The following is an 18,337-nucleotide window of genomic DNA, read 5'->3' as shown; positions in this document are numbered from 1 at the left end:
CGGTCCATGCTGCTGAGCCCGGTGATCCGCGCGCTGGTGGCGCTGCGCGCGCGCGCGTCGAGCCGCGTCAGCGCCGTGACAGCGCAGCGGCGTACGCTGGATCGGTTGCTGCGCATCGCCGCCGGCACGCGTTTCGGCCGCGCGCATGACTTCGCCCGCCTGCGTGGTCCGGATGACTTCGCGGCCGCGGTTCCCCTGCGTCGCTATGAGGATTTCTGGCGTGACTGGTTCGCGCCGGCCTGGCCGACGCTCGATGACCTCGCCTGGCCCGGCCGCATCCCGTTCTTCGCGTTGAGCTCCGGCACGACCAGCGGCACCGCCAAGCGCGTTCCGGTGACCCGCGCCATGCTGGCTTCCAACCGGCGTGCCGGACTCGATGCCCTTGCCTTCCACTTCGCTGCCCGTCCCGCCTCAAACGCGGTGTCCGGCCGTTCGCTGATGCTGGGGGGCAGCACGGCGCTCGAAGCACCGGCGCCTGGCGTGCGTGCCGGCGACCTGAGTGGCATCGCGACCGCGACCTTGCCCTGGTATGCCGCGCCGCTCGTCTTCCCGCCGCGGGCGCTGGCGCTGCTGGCGGATTGGGAAGCCAAGCTGGAGCTGATCGCCAAGGCGGCGATCGATCAACGCATCACGACCTTGACCGGCACGCCAAGCTGGCTGCTGCTTCTGCTCGAGCGGCTGCGCGCCGAACGCGCGACGCTCGGTCGGGTGTCGGCGCCACTGCCAGACCTCGCGCTGTTGCTGCACGGAGGCGTGCGTTTCGATCCCTATCGCCGGCGTTTCGCGGAACTGCTCGAGCCCGCGACGCCCGACCTGCGCGAGGTCTATCCCGCCAGCGAGGGCTTTTTCGCCACCGCCGATCGCGGTTTTGGTGAAGGGCTGCGCCTCAACGTCGATCACGGCCTCTATTTCGAGTTCGTGCCGGTCGGCGATCTCGATTCACCCCGGCCGACGCGCCACCGCATCGGCACGGTCGAGATCGCCGTGAACTACGCCCTGGTGGTGAGCAGCTGCGCCGGCCTTTGGTCGTACATCGTCGGCGACACGGTGCGCTTCATCACGCTCGATCCGCCGCGCCTGCTGATCACCGGCCGCACCAGCTACATGCTGTCGGATTTCGGCGAGCACCTCATCGGCGAGGAGATCGACGCTGCGCTCAGCGCAGCGGCAGCGGCGGCCGCGATCGACGTGGTTGACTACAGCGTGGCGGCGGCCCATTTCGCGGCCGACGGCACATGCCACGAGTTTACTGGCGTCCGTCGACCGGAGGGCTGGCCCGATGCGCCGGGTGGGCATGTCTACGTCGTCGAGGCGAATCGCCTCGTCGATCCGACGACAGCCGCCACTCTGGCGCACGTCCTTGATCGCGAGCTGTGTGCGCGCAACGACGACTACCGCGCGCACCGCGCGCCGGGAGTCGGCATCGCACCGCCGCAGATCGTCGCCGCGCCGCCCGGCTGCTTCACGGCATGGATGAAGGCGCGCGGCAGGCTCGGCGGCCAGAACAAGGTGCCCCGGGTCATCCACGACACCGGGTTGATGCGCACGCTGCTCGACGCCGCGCGCAACGGCGCGGAAGCACCGCCCTAACGCGCCCTCTTGTAGTCGCCGTGGAAGAACGCGCGGGCGCCGCAGAAGGATCGGCATGCCTCCTGGAACTCGCCGACATCGACCCGCACACCTTCGACTGTGCTCATGATACGGAAGTTGCACGGTGCCGGCTTCATCGACGCGCTGACGCGGTCGTAGATCTCCGCCGGCGCGCTGACGCGGACCATCCCGCCGTCGAGAACGCCTTGCGTGGTGTCGATGGCGCAGGTGTGTGCCGTAGGTCCGATCACGGTCTCGAGCTGGACGCGATACTTTCCGCCTCCGGCCGGCGACACCGTCAGTCGACCGCTGCCGGCATCGGCCGACGGCAACACCAGCGTGAAGCGGCCGGTCACCGATTGCGGCGCGCTCGACGCCGGTGTGGACGACGCCGCGCCGGCCAGCGCCGTCGTGCGTGCGCGGTAGAGATCGGCCAGGCACCTGCGCTGCGGCTCGGCCCAGCGCTCCGGCCCGGCGGTGTCGGGCACGCCGCACGTGTTGGGAATGCCGGCCAGCCAGCGCAGCTGCTCGCGCTGCAGCTCGGCCTGGCTGGCGGCATCGCGCCGCCGGCGCTCCCTGGCGTAGGTATCGGCCAACGTGCGATCCAGCGCCGCCAGGTCGGCATGGGCACAGACGATCTTCTCGCGACCGCTCCTGGCCTTGGCGCAATCGTAGCTCGGACCGGCCGCTGGCTTGGACGCCGGCGGCTTGGGTGCCGGCATCTGGGCCAAGGCAGCCCCGGCCATCAGGCACAGGAGCGCCGCAACAGGAACTGGCCGCATTCTCGGTCTCATTCAGGGGGATTTCGTCCCCCTCACCATGGCGTCTGCAGGGCGCGCGGTAAAGCCGCCGTCGCCCGCGCCATCCACATGCTATATGGGGTCCATGTCCGATCCCTTCGAATTGACCGACGAGCCCGAGGACTCAGGCCCGCAGCCCGGCGCGCGCCGGCGCGGCTTCGTCCCCGCGCCGGCGGCCCCGGCGCATGAGGCTGTCGACCACCTCGGCAAGCTCAACGAGACACAGCGCCAGGCGGTGGAGCACACCGAGGGCCCGCTGCTGGTGCTGGCCGGCGCCGGCACCGGCAAGACGCGCGTGCTGATCACCCGCATTGCCCACATCCTGCTCGCGCGAAAGGCCTTTCCCAGCCAGATCCTGGCGGTGACCTTCACCAACAAGGCGGCGCGGGAGATGCTCGACCGCGTCGGCCAGCTGATCGGCCACGCCGCCGACGGGCTGTGGCTGGGCACCTTCCACTCGATCGGCGTGCGCATCCTGCGCCGGCACGCCGAGCTGGTCGGACTGAAGAGCAACTTCACCATCCTCGATACCGACGATCAGGTACGGCTGCTCAAGCAGCTGATGGAGGTCGAGGGCATCGACGACAAGAAGTTTCCCGCCCGCGTGCTCTCGGGTGTGATCCAGCGCTGGAAGGACCGCGCGCTCACCCCCGACAAGGTCGGCAACCATGACGACTCGGCGGAGTTCGCCAACGGCCGCGCCGTCGACATCTACAAGCAGTACCAGGAGCGCCTGGCGCAGCTGAACGCCGCCGATTTCGGCGACCTGGTGCTGCACTGCGTGAGCCTGTTCCAGCAGCACCCCGACATCCTCGCCGACTACCACCGGCGCTTCCGCTACATCATGGTCGACGAGTACCAGGACACCAACGTCGCGCAGTATCTGTGGCTGCGCCTGCTGGCGCAGGGTGGCGGCAGCGATCAGCACCGCAACATCTGCTGCGTCGGCGACGACGACCAGTCGATCTACGGCTGGCGCGGCGCCGAGGTCGGCAACATCCTGCGCTTCGAGAAGGATTTCCCCGGCGCCACCGTCATCCGGCTGGAGCGCAACTACCGCAGCACGCCGCATATCCTCGCCGCCGCCAGCCATGTCATCGCCCACAACGAGGGGCGGCTGGGCAAGACGCTGTGGACCGACATGGCCGAGGGCGACAAGGTGCGCCTGCGCGGCGTATGGGACGGCGACGAGGAGGCGCGCGCCGTCGGCGAGGAGATCGAAGCGCTGCAGCGCGAGAAGCACGCGCTGTCGCAGATCGCCATCCTGGTGCGTGCCGGCTTCCAGACGCGCGAGTTCGAGGAGCGCTTCATCACACTCGGCCTGCCCTACAAGGTGATCGGCGGCCCGCGCTTCTACGAGCGCCAGGAGATCCGCGACGCGATGGCCTATCTGCGCATCATCGCGCAGCCCGACGACGATCTCGCCTTCGAGCGCATCTACAACGTGCCACGCCGCGGGCTGGGTGAATCCGCCCTGAAGACCCTGCGCGACATCGGCAAGACGCAGCGCGTCAGCCTGTTCGAGGCGGCGCGGCGCGCGCTGGAAACCGATGAGTTCAAGGCCAAGCAGCGCAAGACTCTCGGCGACCTGATCAAGAGCTTCGAGCGCTGGCGCGGGATGCTCGAGGGCTTTCCGCATGTCGAGGTCGCCGAGACCGTGCTCGACGAGTCCGGCTACACCGAGATGCTGCAGCGCGACCGCTCGCCCGAGGCGCCGGGCCGGCTGGAGAACCTCAAGGAGCTGGTCAACGCCATGCAGGAGTTCGACTCGCTGTCGGGCTTCCTCGAGCATGTGGCGCTGGTCACCGAGGGCAACGAGCGTGCCGGCGGCGACATGGTCAACATCATGACCCTGCACGCCGCCAAGGGGCTGGAGTTCGACACCGTCTTCCTGCCGGGCTGGGAGGAGGACCTCTTTCCCAACAGGCGCGCGCTCGACGAGAGCGGGTTGTCGGGCCTCGAGGAGGAGCGTCGACTGGCCTATGTCGGTATCACCCGCGCGCGCAAGCGGGTCTACATCTCGTTCGCCGCCAACCGCCGCGTCTTCAATCAGTGGGTGTCGGCGATCCCCTCGCGCTTCGTGCAGGAGCTGCCGCCTGATCATGTCGAGGCGTCGAGCGATGCCGGTCTCTACGGCACCGCCTCGGCCGGTCATTTCGGCGGGCTGCGCGGCGGCGGCTCCGGCATGACCGACGTCGATGTCGACAGCGTCGACTGGGGCCCGGACTGGAACCGCGCGCGCCAGATCGGTGGGGCCACGCGCGGATCAGGCAGCGGCCGCGGCCAGTTCCAGCGCGGCCGCTTCGGCCGCGAGGACACCTTCGACGACCGCCGCGCCCAGGGCGACCGGCCGGCCGATTCGCTGTCGGTCGGCCAGCGCGTCTTCCACCAGAAGTTCGGTTACGGCCTGATCACCGCGATCGACGGCAACAAGCTCGACATCGAGTTCGACAAGGCCGGCTCGAAGAAGGTTCTCGACAGCTTCGTCCAGACGACGTGATCAGCCCTCGTCGGCCGGCGGGTCGAGGTCGACGTCGATCAGGAACGGGCTGTTCATGCGCTTCGATCGCTTCTTGGAAGGGCCTGCGATGGGCGGCTGACGGTATCGGCGTCGGATGCGCTGACTATACCCCAAGCGGCGGGGACCTACGACGTGCCGGAGTCGTTCGCCGGTGCGCAATATGAAGCGCCGGGTTTGGCGGATGGCGGGCGCAGCCCGGCGTCTCTCAATTGCCGCCGGTAGGCCGGCCAGGTCGCCGTCGACGGCACCTCGCGATAGCCGTCGGGGATGACGCGCACGAAGCCGGCGCCGCGGTCGGCCAGGTTGCGCTGCCAGCCGCCCTCGCCGGCGGCGCGCGTGGCGCGGTAAATCGCAAGCTGGTTGGCGGGCGAGACGCCGCTCTGCCTCATCATCAGCAGGAAGAGCCTGTCGGCCTGGGCGCGGGTGCAGGACTGCGTCCAGTAGAGGTAGTCGTGCAGCACGGCTGCGCGGCTGTACTGGCCATGCGGCGACAGGCCGGACCAGAAGGCGCGCGGCACCGAGGCGAAGTCGGTGACGAAGCCCGCCGGCACGACGATCGGCTGCTCGCCGCCGGCGATGCGGAAGATCGCGTCACGCTCGACCATGAAGTGCCGGGAATCGGCGAAAGGCGTCACCGTGACGAGCGGCGGCGCGATGTCCGAGTCGAGTTGCGCGGCGGGCACCGTGGCACAGCCGGCGAGCGCAACGAGAAGCAGGGCGGAGACGAGGAGGCGCATGGCGTCTGAAGGGCCAGCGCTATAGCGCAACAAGCGCGCGGAGTCTGTGCGGCACGCCGCCCGACGTGCTAGGGCCACGCCATGCCCGCCTGGAAGATCGCCACCACCATCCCCGCCCCGGCCGCCATGGCGTTCGACGCCGCGCTGTCGGAGGCGCTGGTAGAGCATGGCTTCGTGGTCTCGACGATCGAGACCACGCGCGACGGGCCCTGGCGCAGCGAGATCTACGGCGAGGCCGACGATGCCTCGGGACCGGACACCGCCGCGCGCACCCTGTTGGCCGAGGCGATCGCGGCGGCGGCGGCGCAGGCCGGACTCGCGGCACCCCGATGGAGCATCGAGATGCTGCCCGATACGGACTGGGTGGCCGAGAACCAGCGCTCCTTCCAGCCATTCCGAGTCGGCCGCTTCTGGGTGCATCCCTCGCACGCCACCGACCCGGCACCGGATGGAACGATCCCCTTGCGCATCGACGCCGGGCTGGCCTTCGGCACCGGCACGCACGCCACCACGCGCGGCTGCCTCGAGGCAATCGGCGCGCTCGACCCGAGCGGCATCGCCAATCCTGTCGATGTCGGCACCGGCAGCGGCATTCTCGCCATTGCCATGGCGCGCGCCTGGCGGCGCCCGATCCTGGCCGGCGACAACGACCCCGAGTCGATCGCCGTCGCGCGCGAAAATGCCCGACTCAACGGCGTCGCCGATCTGTGCGACTTCCACCTCTCGGAGGGACTCTCGGCGCCGCCGCTGGCGAGCCGCGCGCCTTACGACCTGATCGTCGCCAATATCCTCGCCGGCCCGCTGGTCGGGCTGGCGCCCGCCTTCGCGGCGGCCGCGACGGCGCGTGCGAAGCTGATCCTGTCGGGCCTGCTGGTCGAGCAGGCGGACGAGGTGCTGGCCGCATATAGCGCCCAAGGCTTTGCCCTGGCGCGCGGCATCGACCACGAAGCCGGCGGTGCCGACTGGCGCACTCTGGTGCTCAGCCGCTGAGCCGATGAAAAAAGGGCCGGCTTGGGGGCCGGCCCTTTCAGGGAAGCGCGCGCGGGGTATGGGGGAGGTGCGCGCGCTCAGGGAGACGGTGGAGCGCCTACGCGGCGCGCTTGAACGTGTTGTCGTTGCGCGAGACGGCCACACCCGGGCCGACCGGCAGATCGGGGCCGAAGCCCGCGGCGCTGTTTACGGCAGCGTGGATTTGGCCGCGCGACAGGCCGATATCGGCCAGCATGCGGTCATCGAGCGCGCTCAGCTCGGCGATGGCGGCCCGGCGGCGCAAGGCCGCACGGATATTGCGCCAGAGGCGGGCGAGGCCACCCCCGATCAGCTCGCCGAAGTACTCGGCGCGCTCGACGCGCGCCCGGTGTTCGATGGCTCGCCGTTCCACCAGATCGAGGCGGACTTTGCCCGCATCACGCGCCGGCGTCGGCGCGATCACGCTGCCAAAGCTCGAGAAGGCGGGTGTGCTGGACAGGCTGAACATTGTTCCCTTCGCTTTCGGTCTCGGGATCGAGACAATTCTCGCCCCTTCATGCCCAGGCCGACTATTCCGGCGCGGTACGAACGTAAATATAAGCCGTTGATTTCATGCGATAAGCGCTAAGGAAAAGAGTCAGTCATGCAAGAAAATCATGACCTGAACAATTCTTCACTGCTGCAATGCACCATGACAAGCGAGACATAGGGTTCGTTTATTGCGCCCGCCCGCGCAGCCTCGTACGGTGTGCTCAAGACGCCCTTCTGACGTGACGGTTTGTTCCAATGTCGACTCCCGACGACGGTCTCGCCCGACTCGCCGACATGTTGCGATCCAGCGGCCGCGCCTATGGTCCCGACGAGCTCGGCGAGCTGATGGCCGGCATCGCCGCCGCGCCGCAGGGGCTGGCCGGCGCCGAATGGGTCGATCTGGTGAGCCCCAATGCCGATGAGCGGATCCGCTCCGAGCTCACCGCCCTGCGCGAGAGCATGGCCGGCCGGGACGACGGGCTCGGCGATGGCGGCCTGTCGCCCGAGGAGTCGGCGAAGCGTCTGGCGGCGCTGCGCGCCGAACTGAAGCGCCGCGGCCTGGATGGCTTCATCGTGCCGCGCGCCGACGAGCATCAGGGCGAGTACGTGCCGCGCGCCGCGCAGCGCTTGGCCTGGCTCACGGGCTTCACCGGCTCGGCCGGCTGGGCCGTGATCCTGGCCGACAAGGCGGCGATCTTCATCGACGGCCGCTATACCCTGCAGGTACGCCAGCAGGTCGACGTCTCGCTCTACGCACCGGTCGACTATCCCGCGACGCCACCCGACGCCTGGGTGGCGGAGAACCTGGCGTCGGGCGCGCGCTTTGGCTTCGATCCCTGGCTGCACGGCCTGTCGGAGGCCGAGCGCCTGACGAGCGCCTGCGCCAGGGCCGGCGCGGCGCTGGTGCCGGTCGATGGCAATCCGATCGACTCGGTCTGGGTATCGCGGCCGCCGCCGCCGCTGTCGCCGGTGATCCCGCAACCGGTCGAGCTCGCCGGCGAATCGAGCGGGCAGAAGCGCGCGCGCATCGCCCAGGCGGTCGCCGAGAAAGGCGCCGACGCCGTGCTGCTGAGCCAGCCCGACTCCATCGCCTGGCTGCTCAACGTGCGCGGCGGCGACGTGCCGCGCACGCCCTTCCCTTTGTCCTTCGCGCTCCTGCACCGGGATGCCGGCGTTGACCTGTTCATCGATGCGCGCAAGCTGCCGCCGGTGACACGCGCGCATCTCGGCAACGGCGTCGCCCTGCAGCAACCCGACGCGCTGGCCGGCGCGCTGGAGGCGCTGGGTCGTGAGGGCCGCACGGTGTGGCTCGATCCGCAGACTGCGCCGCGCTGGGCGCTCGATCGCCTGGCATCGGGTGCCGGCGGCGAGCCGAAGCTGGTGCGCGAGATGGATCCGGTGGCGCTGCCCAAGGCGTGCAAGAACGAGGTCGAGCTCGCCGGCGTGCGCGCCGCGCATCGCCGCGACGGCGCCGCGATCAGCCGCTACTTGCACTGGCTGGCGGGCGAAGCGCCCAAGGGCGACACCGACGAGATCGCTGCGTCGGACAAGCTGCAGGCGCTGCGCGAGGCCACCGGCGCGATCCGCGACCTGAGCTTCGACACGATCTCCGGCGCCGGCGCCAACGGCGCCATCGTGCACTATCGCGCCAGCCCGCGCAGCGCGCGCAAGCTGCAGCGCGGCGAGCTCTATCTCGTCGACTCCGGCGGCCAGTACCGCGACGGCACCACCGATGTGACCCGCACCGTGGCGATCGGCGAGCCCAGCGCCGAGATGAAGGACCGCTTCACGCGCGTGCTGAAGGGCCATATCGCGCTGGCCATGGCGCGCTTCCCCGTCGGCACCACCGGCTCGCAGCTCGACGCGCTGGCGCGCTACCATCTGTGGCAGGTCGGCCTCGACTACGATCACGGCACTGGCCACGGCGTCGGCGCCTATCTCTCGGTGCACGAGGGCCCGCACCGCATCTCGAAGGCGCACAACGCAGTGGCGCTGCGGCCGGGCATGATCGTCAGCAACGAGCCCGGCTTCTACAAGGCCGACGCCTACGGCATCCGGATCGAGAACCTCGTGACGGTGCGCGAGGCGAAGATCGATGGCGCCGATCGCGCCTATCTCGAGTTCGAGACGCTCACCCTGGCGCCGATCGACCGCGCCTGCATCGACGTCGCGCTGCTGAGCGGTCCGGAGCGTGCCTGGCTCGACGCCTATCACGCCCGGGTGCGCGAAGTCGTCGGACCGCAGCTCGATGGCGAGGCACGCGCCTGGCTCGAAGCCGCGACGCAGCCGCTGTGACAACGATTGCCGTCGTCCTGAGCGACAGCGAAGGATCTGGCGGTGGTGCCAACGGACACTGCGCGTCGACGTGACCGCGATACCGCGAGATCCTTCGCTGCGCTCAGGATGACGGGGGTTTGTGATGTCCGCCGATGAGAAGCCCGGCCTGCTCGCGCTCTATCATTTCTCGCCCTGGTTCACCGAGGAGCTGAAGAAGCGCTTCGACGTGTTCGGACCGTTCCCGACCCGCGAGATCGCGCCGCACATGGTGCCTGAGGATTTTCGCGCGCGGGTGCGCGCCATCGCCACGGTGGGCAGCATCGGCGAGGGTGGCCGCCCAATGCTCGACGCACTGCCCAACGTCGAGATCATCCACTGCTATGGCACCGGCTTCGAGCGCATGGACCTGAAGACGGCCAGGGAGCGCGGCATCGTCATCACCAATGCCGCCGACTCCAACGCCAGCGCCGTGGCCGACATCGCGGTCGGCCTGCTGCTGGCCTCGACGCGGCGCATCGCGGAGGGCGACCGCTACATCCGCGCCGGGCGCTGGGAGCGCAGGGGCGCGCATCTGTGGCCGCCGATCGTCGGACTGAAGGGCGCCAAGGTCGGCATCCTCGGCCTGGGCGCGATCGGCGCGCGCATCGCCACCCGCATCGCCGCCTTCGAGGCCGAGATCGGCTACCACAGCCGCACGAGAAGGCCGGACGCGCCTTGGGCCTACCTGCCGAGCGCCATGGCGCTGGCCGAGTGGTCGGACTTCCTGATCGTCGCCCTGCGCTCGGACGCCTCGAACAGGCACATCATCGACATGGAGCTGCTGAAGAAGCTCGGGCCGCTGGGCCACGTGGTGAACATCTCGCGCGGCATGGCGGTCGACGAGGCGGCACTGGCCGACGCGCTCGAGGCCGGCGTCATCGCCGGCGCGGCACTGGACGTGTTCGAGGAGGAGCCCGTCGTCCATCCCAAGCTGATGACGCTGGAGAACGTCGTGATGACGCCGCACCTCGGCGGCGGCACGCGCCAGGCCAACCGGGCGATGGGCGAGACGGCGCTGGCGAACTTCGACGCCCATTTCGCCGGGCGGCCGGTGCTGACGCCGGTGCCGATGGACTGACGTAACAATACGTCACATACGCAATGAGGAGCGGATAAATGCGGCCGACGTTTGGTCAGTCGGCGGCGCCGCCTTCGCTGTGGGCAGGTCGCGCGCCCTGTGGTGGCGCGGTGGCGCCATCCGCCAGGTCCCAGCGGGTGCGGAACAGCGTGTCGCAGATGCCCGGGCTGCCGAAGCCGTCGCTGAAGCTCACCGTGGAGCGCCGGTGGTGCTCGGCGTGGGCATGGCTGCTGGTCTTGTCGGCGATGAAGTTGCAGATCGTCGTGCGCAGCGGCGTCGACTTCTCGCCGCGCAGCGCGCGGGCGAAATCGAAGCCGGAATGCTCGTACAGGCCGCCCACCGCGCCCAGGCTCATGGTAACGACGTGGAACAGCAGATCCGATCCGCCGCCGCCGACCAGCACCAGCGGCAGCAGGTAGGGCAGCACGATCTCGAGGAAGAAATCCGGCCCGCTCATGTAGCAGGCGCTGACGGCACGGCTGGCGCCGGTCGAGTGATGGACGTGGTGGCCCAGCACGCGCAGCAGCGAACGCCGGTGCATCAGGCGATGGCCGACGTACTGCACGACGTCATGGCCGACGGCCATCAGCAGCAGCGAGGCGATGAACCAGCTGGCATCGAGCTGCGGCTCGCCGACGAAGGCCAATCCGGTCCACTCCAGCGCCAGCATGCAGGGCAGCAGGATGATGCACTGGTTGAACAGCACGCGCGGCAGCAGCGCCGCATAGCCGCGACGCTCCGGCCGGCGCACCCGGAAGTGCTGCAGGCGGGCCGTGGCGTCCAGCCAGTCAAAACCCAGCGCGATGCCATGGTAGACGACCATGTGCAGCGTCCAGGCGACCACGGCGACGGACAGCCAAGGCGGGAGGAGATCCGTGAGCATCGGGCCTGCGGTTCGGAACACGTCGGGGGAGGAACGCCCGCGCATGCTGGTCGATGCACGGGAAGACGAAGTTGATATCAAACTATGCATAAGGCGGCGATGGGTCAACCGCGAAAGAGCGCTGAAAATCAACGCATAGGTGCCGCTTGGCAGACACGTCCGGATCGCCCGAGTGGCCAGAAAATGTTCATAGAGAATATTGCACTGCTGACTGTACGCATACAGGCGATCACGAAGATCAGCCGCCGCCCATCCCCAGCCACTCCTCCTCGCTGAGGATGCGCACGCCCAGCTCGGCCGCCTTCTTGGCCTTCGACCCGGCGTCGGCGCCGACCACGACGAAGTCGGTCTTCTTGGACACCGAGCTGGTGACCTTGGCGCCCAGCGCCTCCGCCCGGGCCTCGGCAGCGTCGCGGCTCATGGCCGAGAGCGTGCCGGTGAAGACCATGACCTTGCCGGAGAACGGCGAGTCGCTGGCGACGGCGGCAGAGCGGAAGGGCTCGACGGCGATCTCGCCCAGCAGCTCGCGGATGATGGTCTCGTTGTGCCCCTCGGCGAAGAACGCGACGATCCTGTCGGCCGTGGTGACACCGATGTCCTGCACGTTGCACAGCCGACCGAACTCGACCCCCACCTCGGCGGCGGCCTTCTCCTTCCTGGTCGGCTCGGGCGTCGCCGCACGCTCCCTGCCCGCTTCGCGCATGGCGTCGAACCAGGCCTGCGCCTCGCCGTACTCGCGCGCCAGCGCCTTGGCGGTGGCCTCGCCGATCGAGGGGATGCCCAGCGCGTTGATGAAGCGGTCCAGTGCGATGCGCCGGCGCGCGTCGATCGCGGCGATCAGCTTGTCGGCGGACTGGTCGCCCCAGCCCTCGCGCCTGCGCAGGTCGTCGCGGGTGAGGCGGAAGAGGTCGACCGGCTGCTTCAGCAGGCCATCGCGCCAGAAGTTCTCGATATGCACCCAACCCAGCCCCTCGATGTCGAACGACTGGCGCGACACGAAATGGCGCAGGCGTTCGACCTGCTGAAAGGGGCACTCGAGGCCGCCGGAACAGCGCCGCACCACGCCGTCCTCCTCGCGCACCACGGGCGTCCTGAGCTCGCAGGGGCAGGTCTCGGGAAAGACGAAGCGCTTGGCGCCGCGCGGCCTGCGCTCCATGACCACGCCCAGCACCTGGGGAATCACGTCGCCCGCGCGCTGGATGGTCACCGTGTCGCCCACGCGCACGTCCAGCCGCTCGATCTCGTCGGCGTTGTGCAAGGTGGCGCGCGCCACCAGCACCCCGCCGACGTTGATCGGCTCCAGTTCGGCGACTGGTGTCAGCGCGCCTGTGCGTCCGACCTGGATGGCGATGGCGTTGAGCACCGTCTGCGCCTTCTCGGCCGGAAACTTGTGCGCGAGCGCCCAGCGCGGCGAGCGGCTGACGAAACCCAGGATCGCCTGCCAGTCGACGCGGTCGACCTTGTAGACCACGCCGTCGATGTCGTAGGGCAGCGACGAGCGTCGCGCGCCGATGTCGCGATAGAACGCGAGCACGTCGTCGATCGTGCGGCAGAGCCTCGTTTCCGGGTTGACCTCGAAACCCCACCGGCTCAGCCGGTCGAGGAAATCGTGCTGCGTGTTCCAGGTACGCGGCTCGGCCTCGCCCCAGGCGTAGGCAAAGAACCGCAATGGGCGGCCCGCCGTGATCGTGGCGTCGAGCTGGCGCAGCGAGCCGGCGGCGCCGTTGCGCGGATTGGCGAAGGTCTTCTCGCCTGCCGCTGCCTGGCGCTCGTTCAGCGCGACGAAGTCCGCACGGCGCATGTAGACCTCGCCGCGCACGTCGAGCGCCTCGGGTGCCTTGCCCTTCAGCCTCTTGGGCACGTCCGCCAGCGTGCGCACATTGGCGGTGACATCCTCGCCCTCGGCGCCGTCACCGCGCGTCGCCGCCCGCACCAGCTCGCCGTTCTCGTAGCGGATCGACAGCGACAGGCCGTCGATCTTGGGCTCACAGGTCAAGGCGATCTCGGTGTCGGCATCCAGCGCGATCTCGCGCTCGAGGAAGCGGCGCACGCGCTCGACAAACTCGGTGATCTCCTCGTCGGAAAAGGCGTTGTCGAGCGACAGCATGGGGCGCGCGTGGCGCACCTTTGCGAAGCCAGCCGACGGCGCCGGCGCCACCTTCATCGAGGGGCTGTCGAGCGTCATCAGCTCGGGGAATTTCGCCTCGATCGCCTTCAGCCGCTGGCGCAGCGCGTCATACTGGGCGTCGCTGATCTCCGGCGCGTCCTGCTGGTGGTAGAGCTTGTCGTGGTGCGCGATCTCCTGCGCGAGGCGCGCCAGCTCCTGGTTGGCCTGCCGCCTGGTGAGCTTGTCCACCGCGATCTGCTCGACCACCTTCGCCGCGCGCGACATGACGCTCCTCCTCGCGCTCAGGCCCGTGCCGCCATCAGGCGGTCGGCCGCGGCGCGCGCCTCGGCCGTAACCTCGGCGCCCGCCAGCATGCGCGCCAGCTCCTCGCGGCGACCTGCGGCGTCAAGCGCTACGACCTCGGTCGCCGCCCTGGTGCGGCTGGCCGTCTTGCGGATGAGCCAGTGCTGGTCGGCCAGCGCGGCGACTTGCGGCGAGTGTGTCACGACCAGCACCTGCAGGTCGCGCGCCAGCCGGCGCAGGCGTTCGCCCACCGCCGCCGCCGTGGCGCCGCCGATGCCGCTGTCGACCTCGTCGAACACCACGGTCGCGACATCGCCGACGCGCGCCATCGCCACCTTCAGTGCCAGCATGAAGCGCGACAGCTCGCCGCCCGAGGCGATCTTGCCGATCGAACCCGGCGGCGTGCCGGGATTGGTCGAGACCAGGAACTCGACGCGATCGACGCCGGACGCGGACCAGTCCTTCTCGGCCAGTCGATCGATGCGAGTGACGAACTTCGCTCGCTCCAGCCGCAGCGGCCCCAGCTCGCCGATCACCGCCTTGTCGAGCCGCGCTGCCTGCCTGGAGCGCGCGCCCGACAGCGACCCGGCCGCGTCGACGAAGGCCGCCCGCGCCGCGGCGGCTTCGGCCTCCAGCCGGCGCCGCCGGACTTCGCCGTCGTCGAGCGCGGCGAGCTGATCGGCCATGCGGGTGCGCAGGCCGGCGAGCTCGCCCACCGGCACGCCATGCTTGCGCGCCGCCGCGCGCAGCGCGAACAGCCGCTCCTCGACGCGCTCCAGCGCGCCGGGATCGTCACCCAGGTTCTCGCGCGCCTGCTCTAGCTGCGCCACCGCTTCGGCTGCCTCCGACATTGCACGATCGAGCGCGCCCAGCGCCGCGTCGAGACGGCCGGCGGCATTGCCGACCTGACGCTCGATCAGCCGATGCGCCGAGGCCAGCCTGCCGGTCACGCCCCTGTCGCGCTCCAGCCCGTCCAGCGCCTGGGCCACCGCCTCGCCGATGGCCGCCCCATGGCGCAGCAATTGGCGCCTTGCCGCCAAGGCCTCCTCGTCGTCGACTTTCGGGTCGAGCCTGTCGAGTTCGGCCACGGCGTGACGCAAGTACTCCTCGTCGCGTTGCGCCTGCTCGAAGGCCGTCGTCGCCTCGAGGCGCGCGCTCTCCGCGGCGCGCCACGCCGACCAAGCCGCCGCGACGCGCGCCGCGTCGCTTTCCAGGCCGCCGAAGGCGTCGAGCGTGTCGCGATGGTTCACCGGCACCAGTAGGCCGTGCTGCTCGAACTGACCCTGGATCTCTACCAGGGTTTCACCCAGCCGTTTCAACAGGCCGACCGAAGCGGGCTGGTCGTTGACATAGGCGCGGCCGCGGCCATCGGCACCGACGACGCGACGCAGCAGCAAGGTGTCGCCCTCGTCCGCTACGCCCTGCTCGGCGAGTATCGCGTGCGCCGGGTGGTCCTCGGACAGCGTGAATTCGGCGACGACCACGGCCTGCGTCGTACCCGTCCTGACGATCCCCTGGCCCGCCCGGCCGCCCAACGCCAGGCTGAAGGCGTCGAGCAGTATCGACTTGCCTGCGCCGGTCTCGCCGGTGAGCGCGCCCAGGCGCGAGCCCTTGCCTGCCGGGAAGGTGAGGTCCAGCTTCTCGATCAGAACGAAATCGCGGATCGAGAGACAGCGCAGCATCAGAAGATCGATTTCCAGATGCGGCCGAGCCAGGAGCGGTCGTCCTTCTCCGGGCGCAGGTCGACGCCTTCGAGCAGGAAGTAGCTGTCGGCGTACCAGTCGCTGCCTGGAAAATTGTGCCCCAGCACGGCGGCTGCCATCTTGGCCTCGTTGACAACGCCGAGCGCGAGGTAGCTCTCGACCAGCCGGTGCAGCGCCTCCGGCGTGTGCGTCGTGGTCTGGTACTGCTCGATAACTCGGCGGTAGCGGTTGATCGCCGCGACCCATTGCTTGCGCGTCTGGTAGAAGCGGCCGACCTCCATCTCCTTGCCGCCGAGATGGTCGACGGCGAGGTCGATCTTCAGGCGCGCGTCGCGGGCATAGGGTGTGTCGGGAAAGCGCTTCACCACCTCGCCCAGCGTGTTCAGTGCCTGCTCCGTCATCCGCTGATCGCGGCCGACATCGGAGATCTGCTCGTAGTAGCAGAGCGCCTTCAGATAGTAGGCGTAGGGCACGTCACGGTGGCCAGGGTGCAGTTGGATGAAGCGGTCGAGCGCGATGATCGCGTCGTCGTATTTGTTGGACTGGTAATAGGCGAAGGCCGTCATCAACTGCGCCTTGACCGCCCAGACCGAATAAGGGTGCTGGCGATCGACCTCCTCGAAGCCTTTGGCGGCGGACTTGTAGTCGCTGGCGCCCAGCGCATCGAGCGCGCGATTGTAGAGCTGCTCGACCGGTGCCTCGGCATAGTTCCTGTCGTCGTCGCTGCCGCCGAACAGGCCGCAGGCGCCGAGCGCCAGTGTCGTCGCCAATGCCAGCGCCCTCGCCGCCGCCCCTGCGTACCGTCGCATCGCCAGCCTCGTCCTGTCTGTCATGGATCTTCCGTCGCACCGCCGCGGGGGACCGCCGGCAGCCCGGCTTATAGCACAGGACGGCAAAGAAAACGGGGGCGCGAGGGCCCCCGGAAGTCATCGTGTGGAGATACGGATCTCGACCGGGCGCGGGACGCCCGGTCGCACCGTCAATTCGCCTGGCGGCGCAGGAACGCGGGAATCTGCAGATCGTCTTCGTCGCGCGCCGCCTTGGCCCGATTGGCGTCCAGCCCGCTGAGGGGCGGCTGAATCGCCGTAATCGTCGCCGCCGGGCGCTGTGGCGGCGCCGGCTCGATGATCCGCTGTGGTTCCCCGGCCGGCTCCGGTCCCACCGCCGGCCGGCTGCCGCCGCCGATCAGGCCGGTCATCTTCTGGAAAAGGCTCGGCCCCTTGGTCGCCACGGTGGGCGCGCGATTGGGATCTGGCGTCCTGACCGCCATCGGAATCGGCTTGGCCACCGGCGCGGGCCGCGCGACAGGCTCGATGCGAGGCGCAGCGGCGATCGTCGGCTCGACGACGGGCGCCGTCAGGGGCAGCTCCACGGGTGCCGGCGTCGGCGCGGCCATTTCCGGAACCGGCTCGGCCACCTTCATTTCCGTGACCGGCTCAAGTTCCACGACCGGCTGCGGGGCCGCCATCTCGACCATCTCCGGCGCGGCGGCTTCGGCCACCGGCGGCGAGGGCGGTGTCATGACCGGCGGTGCCGGCGGCACGGGAGCGGGCGCCACGGTCGGCGGCGCCTGCGGAATCGTCGCATAGGCCGAGGGCGGGCGTTGCGGCGTGATGACGCGCTGCAGATGCGGCTGACCGGTCTGCATGGAACGATTGTCCATGCTGATGATGGTCGGCTGCGGCTGCGTCATGACCGCCGCGGAAATGCCGGTGGCGACAACCGAAACCCGCATACGGCCCTGCATGGCGGCATCGAAGGTCGAGCCGAAGATGATGTCGGCGTCGGGGTCGACTTCCTCGCGGATGCGGTTGGCCGCCTCGTCGACCTCGAGCAGGGTCATGTCGAGACCGCCGGTGATGTTGATCAGGACGCCCTTGGCGCCCTTCATCGAGGCATCTTCCAGCAATGGGTTGGAGATCGCCGCTTCGGCCGCCGCCTTGGCGCGATCCGGGCCCTCGGCCTCGCCCGTGCCCATCATCGCCTTGCCCATCTCGCCCATCACGGTGCGGATGTCGGCGAAGTCGAGGTTGATCAGGCCGGGCATCACCATCAGGTCGGTGACGCCGCGCACGCCCGAGTAGAGGACGTCGTCCGCCATCTTGAACGCGTCGGCGAAGGTCGTCTTCTCGTTGGCGATCTTGAACAGGTTCTGATTGGGAATGATGATCAGCGTGTCGACGTACTTCTCCAGCTCGGAGATGCCGTCGTCGGCCATCGTCATGCGCCGGCGCCCTTCGAAGTGGAAGGGCTTGGTCACCACGCCCACGGTCAGGATGCCCTGGTCGCGCGCGGCCTGGGCGATCACCGGTGCGGCGCCGGTGCCCGTGCCGCCGCCCATGCCGGCGGTGACGAAGACCATGTTGGACCCTTCGAGGGCCTGCATGATCTCGGGCAGCGCCTCTTCCGCCGCCTGCTTACCCACGGCCGGGCGCGCGCCGGCGCCGAGACCCTGGGTGATGCTGATACCGAGCTGGATTCGGCGATCGGCCAGCGACTGCCCGAGGGCTTGGGCGTCCGTGTTGGCGACCACGAACTCCACGCCTTCAAGAGCCGAGCTGATCATGTTGTTCACAGCATTGCCGCCGGCGCCGCCCACACCGATCACGGTGATACGCGGCTTAAGGTCGGACTCCTGCTGTGGGAGCGACAAGCTAATCGTCATGGCATTGTCTCCACACGTAGACGAGGGGTGATCTTCGTTGGATGACGTCGCGGTGCTTGTTTGTGTGACCGTCGACGGCGCCGGCGATTCTTTTGCCGGTCAAGTGGGGAGTGCCAGTCCCATCTGAGATTCTA

At 69.3% G+C, this 18,337-nt stretch carries 13 protein-coding genes; 5 read left to right on the top strand and 8 right to left on the bottom strand.

Annotation, left to right across the window (positions count from 1 at the left end; translation table 11 throughout):
• Positions 1–6 precede the first annotated feature (6 nt).
• The gene (locus tag KF889_05490; GenBank protein ID MBX3498878.1) at positions 7–1,590 is read left to right on the top strand and encodes a GH3 auxin-responsive promoter family protein; all 1,584 of its coding nucleotides are present in this window, start codon (positions 7–9) and stop codon (positions 1,588–1,590) included.
• Here the strand turns inward: KF889_05490 and KF889_05485 are convergent.
• Positions 1,587–2,372, bottom strand: a complete 786-nt coding sequence (locus KF889_05485; GenBank protein ID MBX3498877.1) for a DUF1311 domain-containing protein — start codon at positions 2,370–2,372, stop codon at positions 1,587–1,589. The two genes, KF889_05490 and KF889_05485, sit on opposite strands and share 4 nt — an antisense overlap.
• Positions 2,373–2,475: 103 nt before the next feature.
• On the opposite strand from KF889_05485, the gene KF889_05480 reads away from it, so the two are divergent.
• Positions 2,476–4,890 carry a UvrD-helicase domain-containing protein gene (locus tag KF889_05480; GenBank protein ID MBX3498876.1) on the top strand — a complete coding sequence of 805 codons (2,415 nt, stop codon included), beginning with the start codon at positions 2,476–2,478 and terminating at the stop codon, positions 4,888–4,890.
• A gap of 146 nt (positions 4,891–5,036) precedes the next feature.
• Here KF889_05480 and KF889_05475 read toward each other — a convergent pair whose 3' ends face one another.
• Positions 5,037–5,516: a DUF1353 domain-containing protein gene (locus KF889_05475; GenBank protein MBX3498875.1), complete on the bottom strand. Its 480-nt coding sequence runs from the start codon at positions 5,514–5,516 to the stop codon at positions 5,037–5,039.
• A gap of 213 nt (positions 5,517–5,729) precedes the next feature.
• On the opposite strand from KF889_05475, the gene KF889_05470 reads away from it, so the two are divergent.
• Entirely contained in the window at positions 5,730–6,638 is a 909-nt protein-coding gene (locus tag KF889_05470; protein ID MBX3498874.1) for a 50S ribosomal protein L11 methyltransferase, read from the top strand.
• 97 nt (positions 6,639–6,735) lie between these two features.
• On the opposite strand, the gene KF889_05465 is transcribed toward KF889_05470, so the two are convergent.
• On the bottom strand, positions 6,736–7,125 hold the full coding sequence (locus tag KF889_05465) for a DUF1127 domain-containing protein (GenBank protein ID MBX3498873.1): 390 nt from the start codon (positions 7,123–7,125) through the stop codon (positions 6,736–6,738).
• 278 nt (positions 7,126–7,403) lie between these two features.
• On the opposite strand from KF889_05465, the gene KF889_05460 reads away from it, so the two are divergent.
• Positions 7,404–9,443 carry an aminopeptidase P family protein gene (locus KF889_05460; GenBank protein ID MBX3498872.1) on the top strand — a complete coding sequence of 680 codons (2,040 nt, stop codon included), beginning with the start codon at positions 7,404–7,406 and terminating at the stop codon, positions 9,441–9,443.
• Positions 9,444–9,567: 124 nt separating this feature from the next.
• A complete protein-coding gene (locus KF889_05455) occupies positions 9,568–10,542 on the top strand; it encodes a 2-hydroxyacid dehydrogenase (protein MBX3498871.1) in 975 nt (324 codons plus the stop codon).
• Positions 10,543–10,597: 55 nt separating this feature from the next.
• On the opposite strand, the gene KF889_05450 is transcribed toward KF889_05455, so the two are convergent.
• The 5 genes from KF889_05450 to ftsZ all read right to left on the bottom strand — a co-directional run bounded on the left by KF889_05450 (position 10,598) and on the right by ftsZ (position 18,203).
• Positions 10,598–11,425, bottom strand: coding sequence for a sterol desaturase family protein (locus KF889_05450; protein MBX3498870.1), 828 nt, complete (start codon positions 11,423–11,425; stop codon positions 10,598–10,600).
• Between the two features lie 238 nt (positions 11,426–11,663).
• Complete coding sequence (gene ligA, locus KF889_05445; protein ID MBX3498869.1) at positions 11,664–13,817, bottom strand: NAD-dependent DNA ligase LigA; 2,154 nt, start codon at positions 13,815–13,817, stop codon at positions 11,664–11,666.
• Between the two features lie 17 nt (positions 13,818–13,834).
• Positions 13,835–15,517, bottom strand: coding sequence for a DNA repair protein RecN (gene recN / locus KF889_05440; GenBank protein MBX3498868.1), 1,683 nt, complete (start codon positions 15,515–15,517; stop codon positions 13,835–13,837).
• The gene (locus KF889_05435) at positions 15,517–16,347 is read right to left on the bottom strand and encodes an outer membrane protein assembly factor BamD (GenBank protein MBX3498867.1); all 831 of its coding nucleotides are present in this window, start codon (positions 16,345–16,347) and stop codon (positions 15,517–15,519) included. Before KF889_05435 ends, recN begins: the two co-directional genes overlap by 1 nt.
• Positions 16,348–16,517: 170 nt before the next feature.
• Complete coding sequence (ftsZ, locus tag KF889_05430) at positions 16,518–18,203, bottom strand: cell division protein FtsZ (protein ID MBX3498866.1); 1,686 nt, start codon at positions 18,201–18,203, stop codon at positions 16,518–16,520.
• Positions 18,204–18,337: the final 134 nt, after the last annotated feature.

The organism is Alphaproteobacteria bacterium (genome assembly GCA_019635875.1).
In the GTDB taxonomy this organism is placed as follows: Bacteria; Pseudomonadota; Alphaproteobacteria; order Reyranellales; family Reyranellaceae; genus JAFAZJ01.
This window is presented reverse-complemented; position numbering and strand designations above follow the sequence as displayed.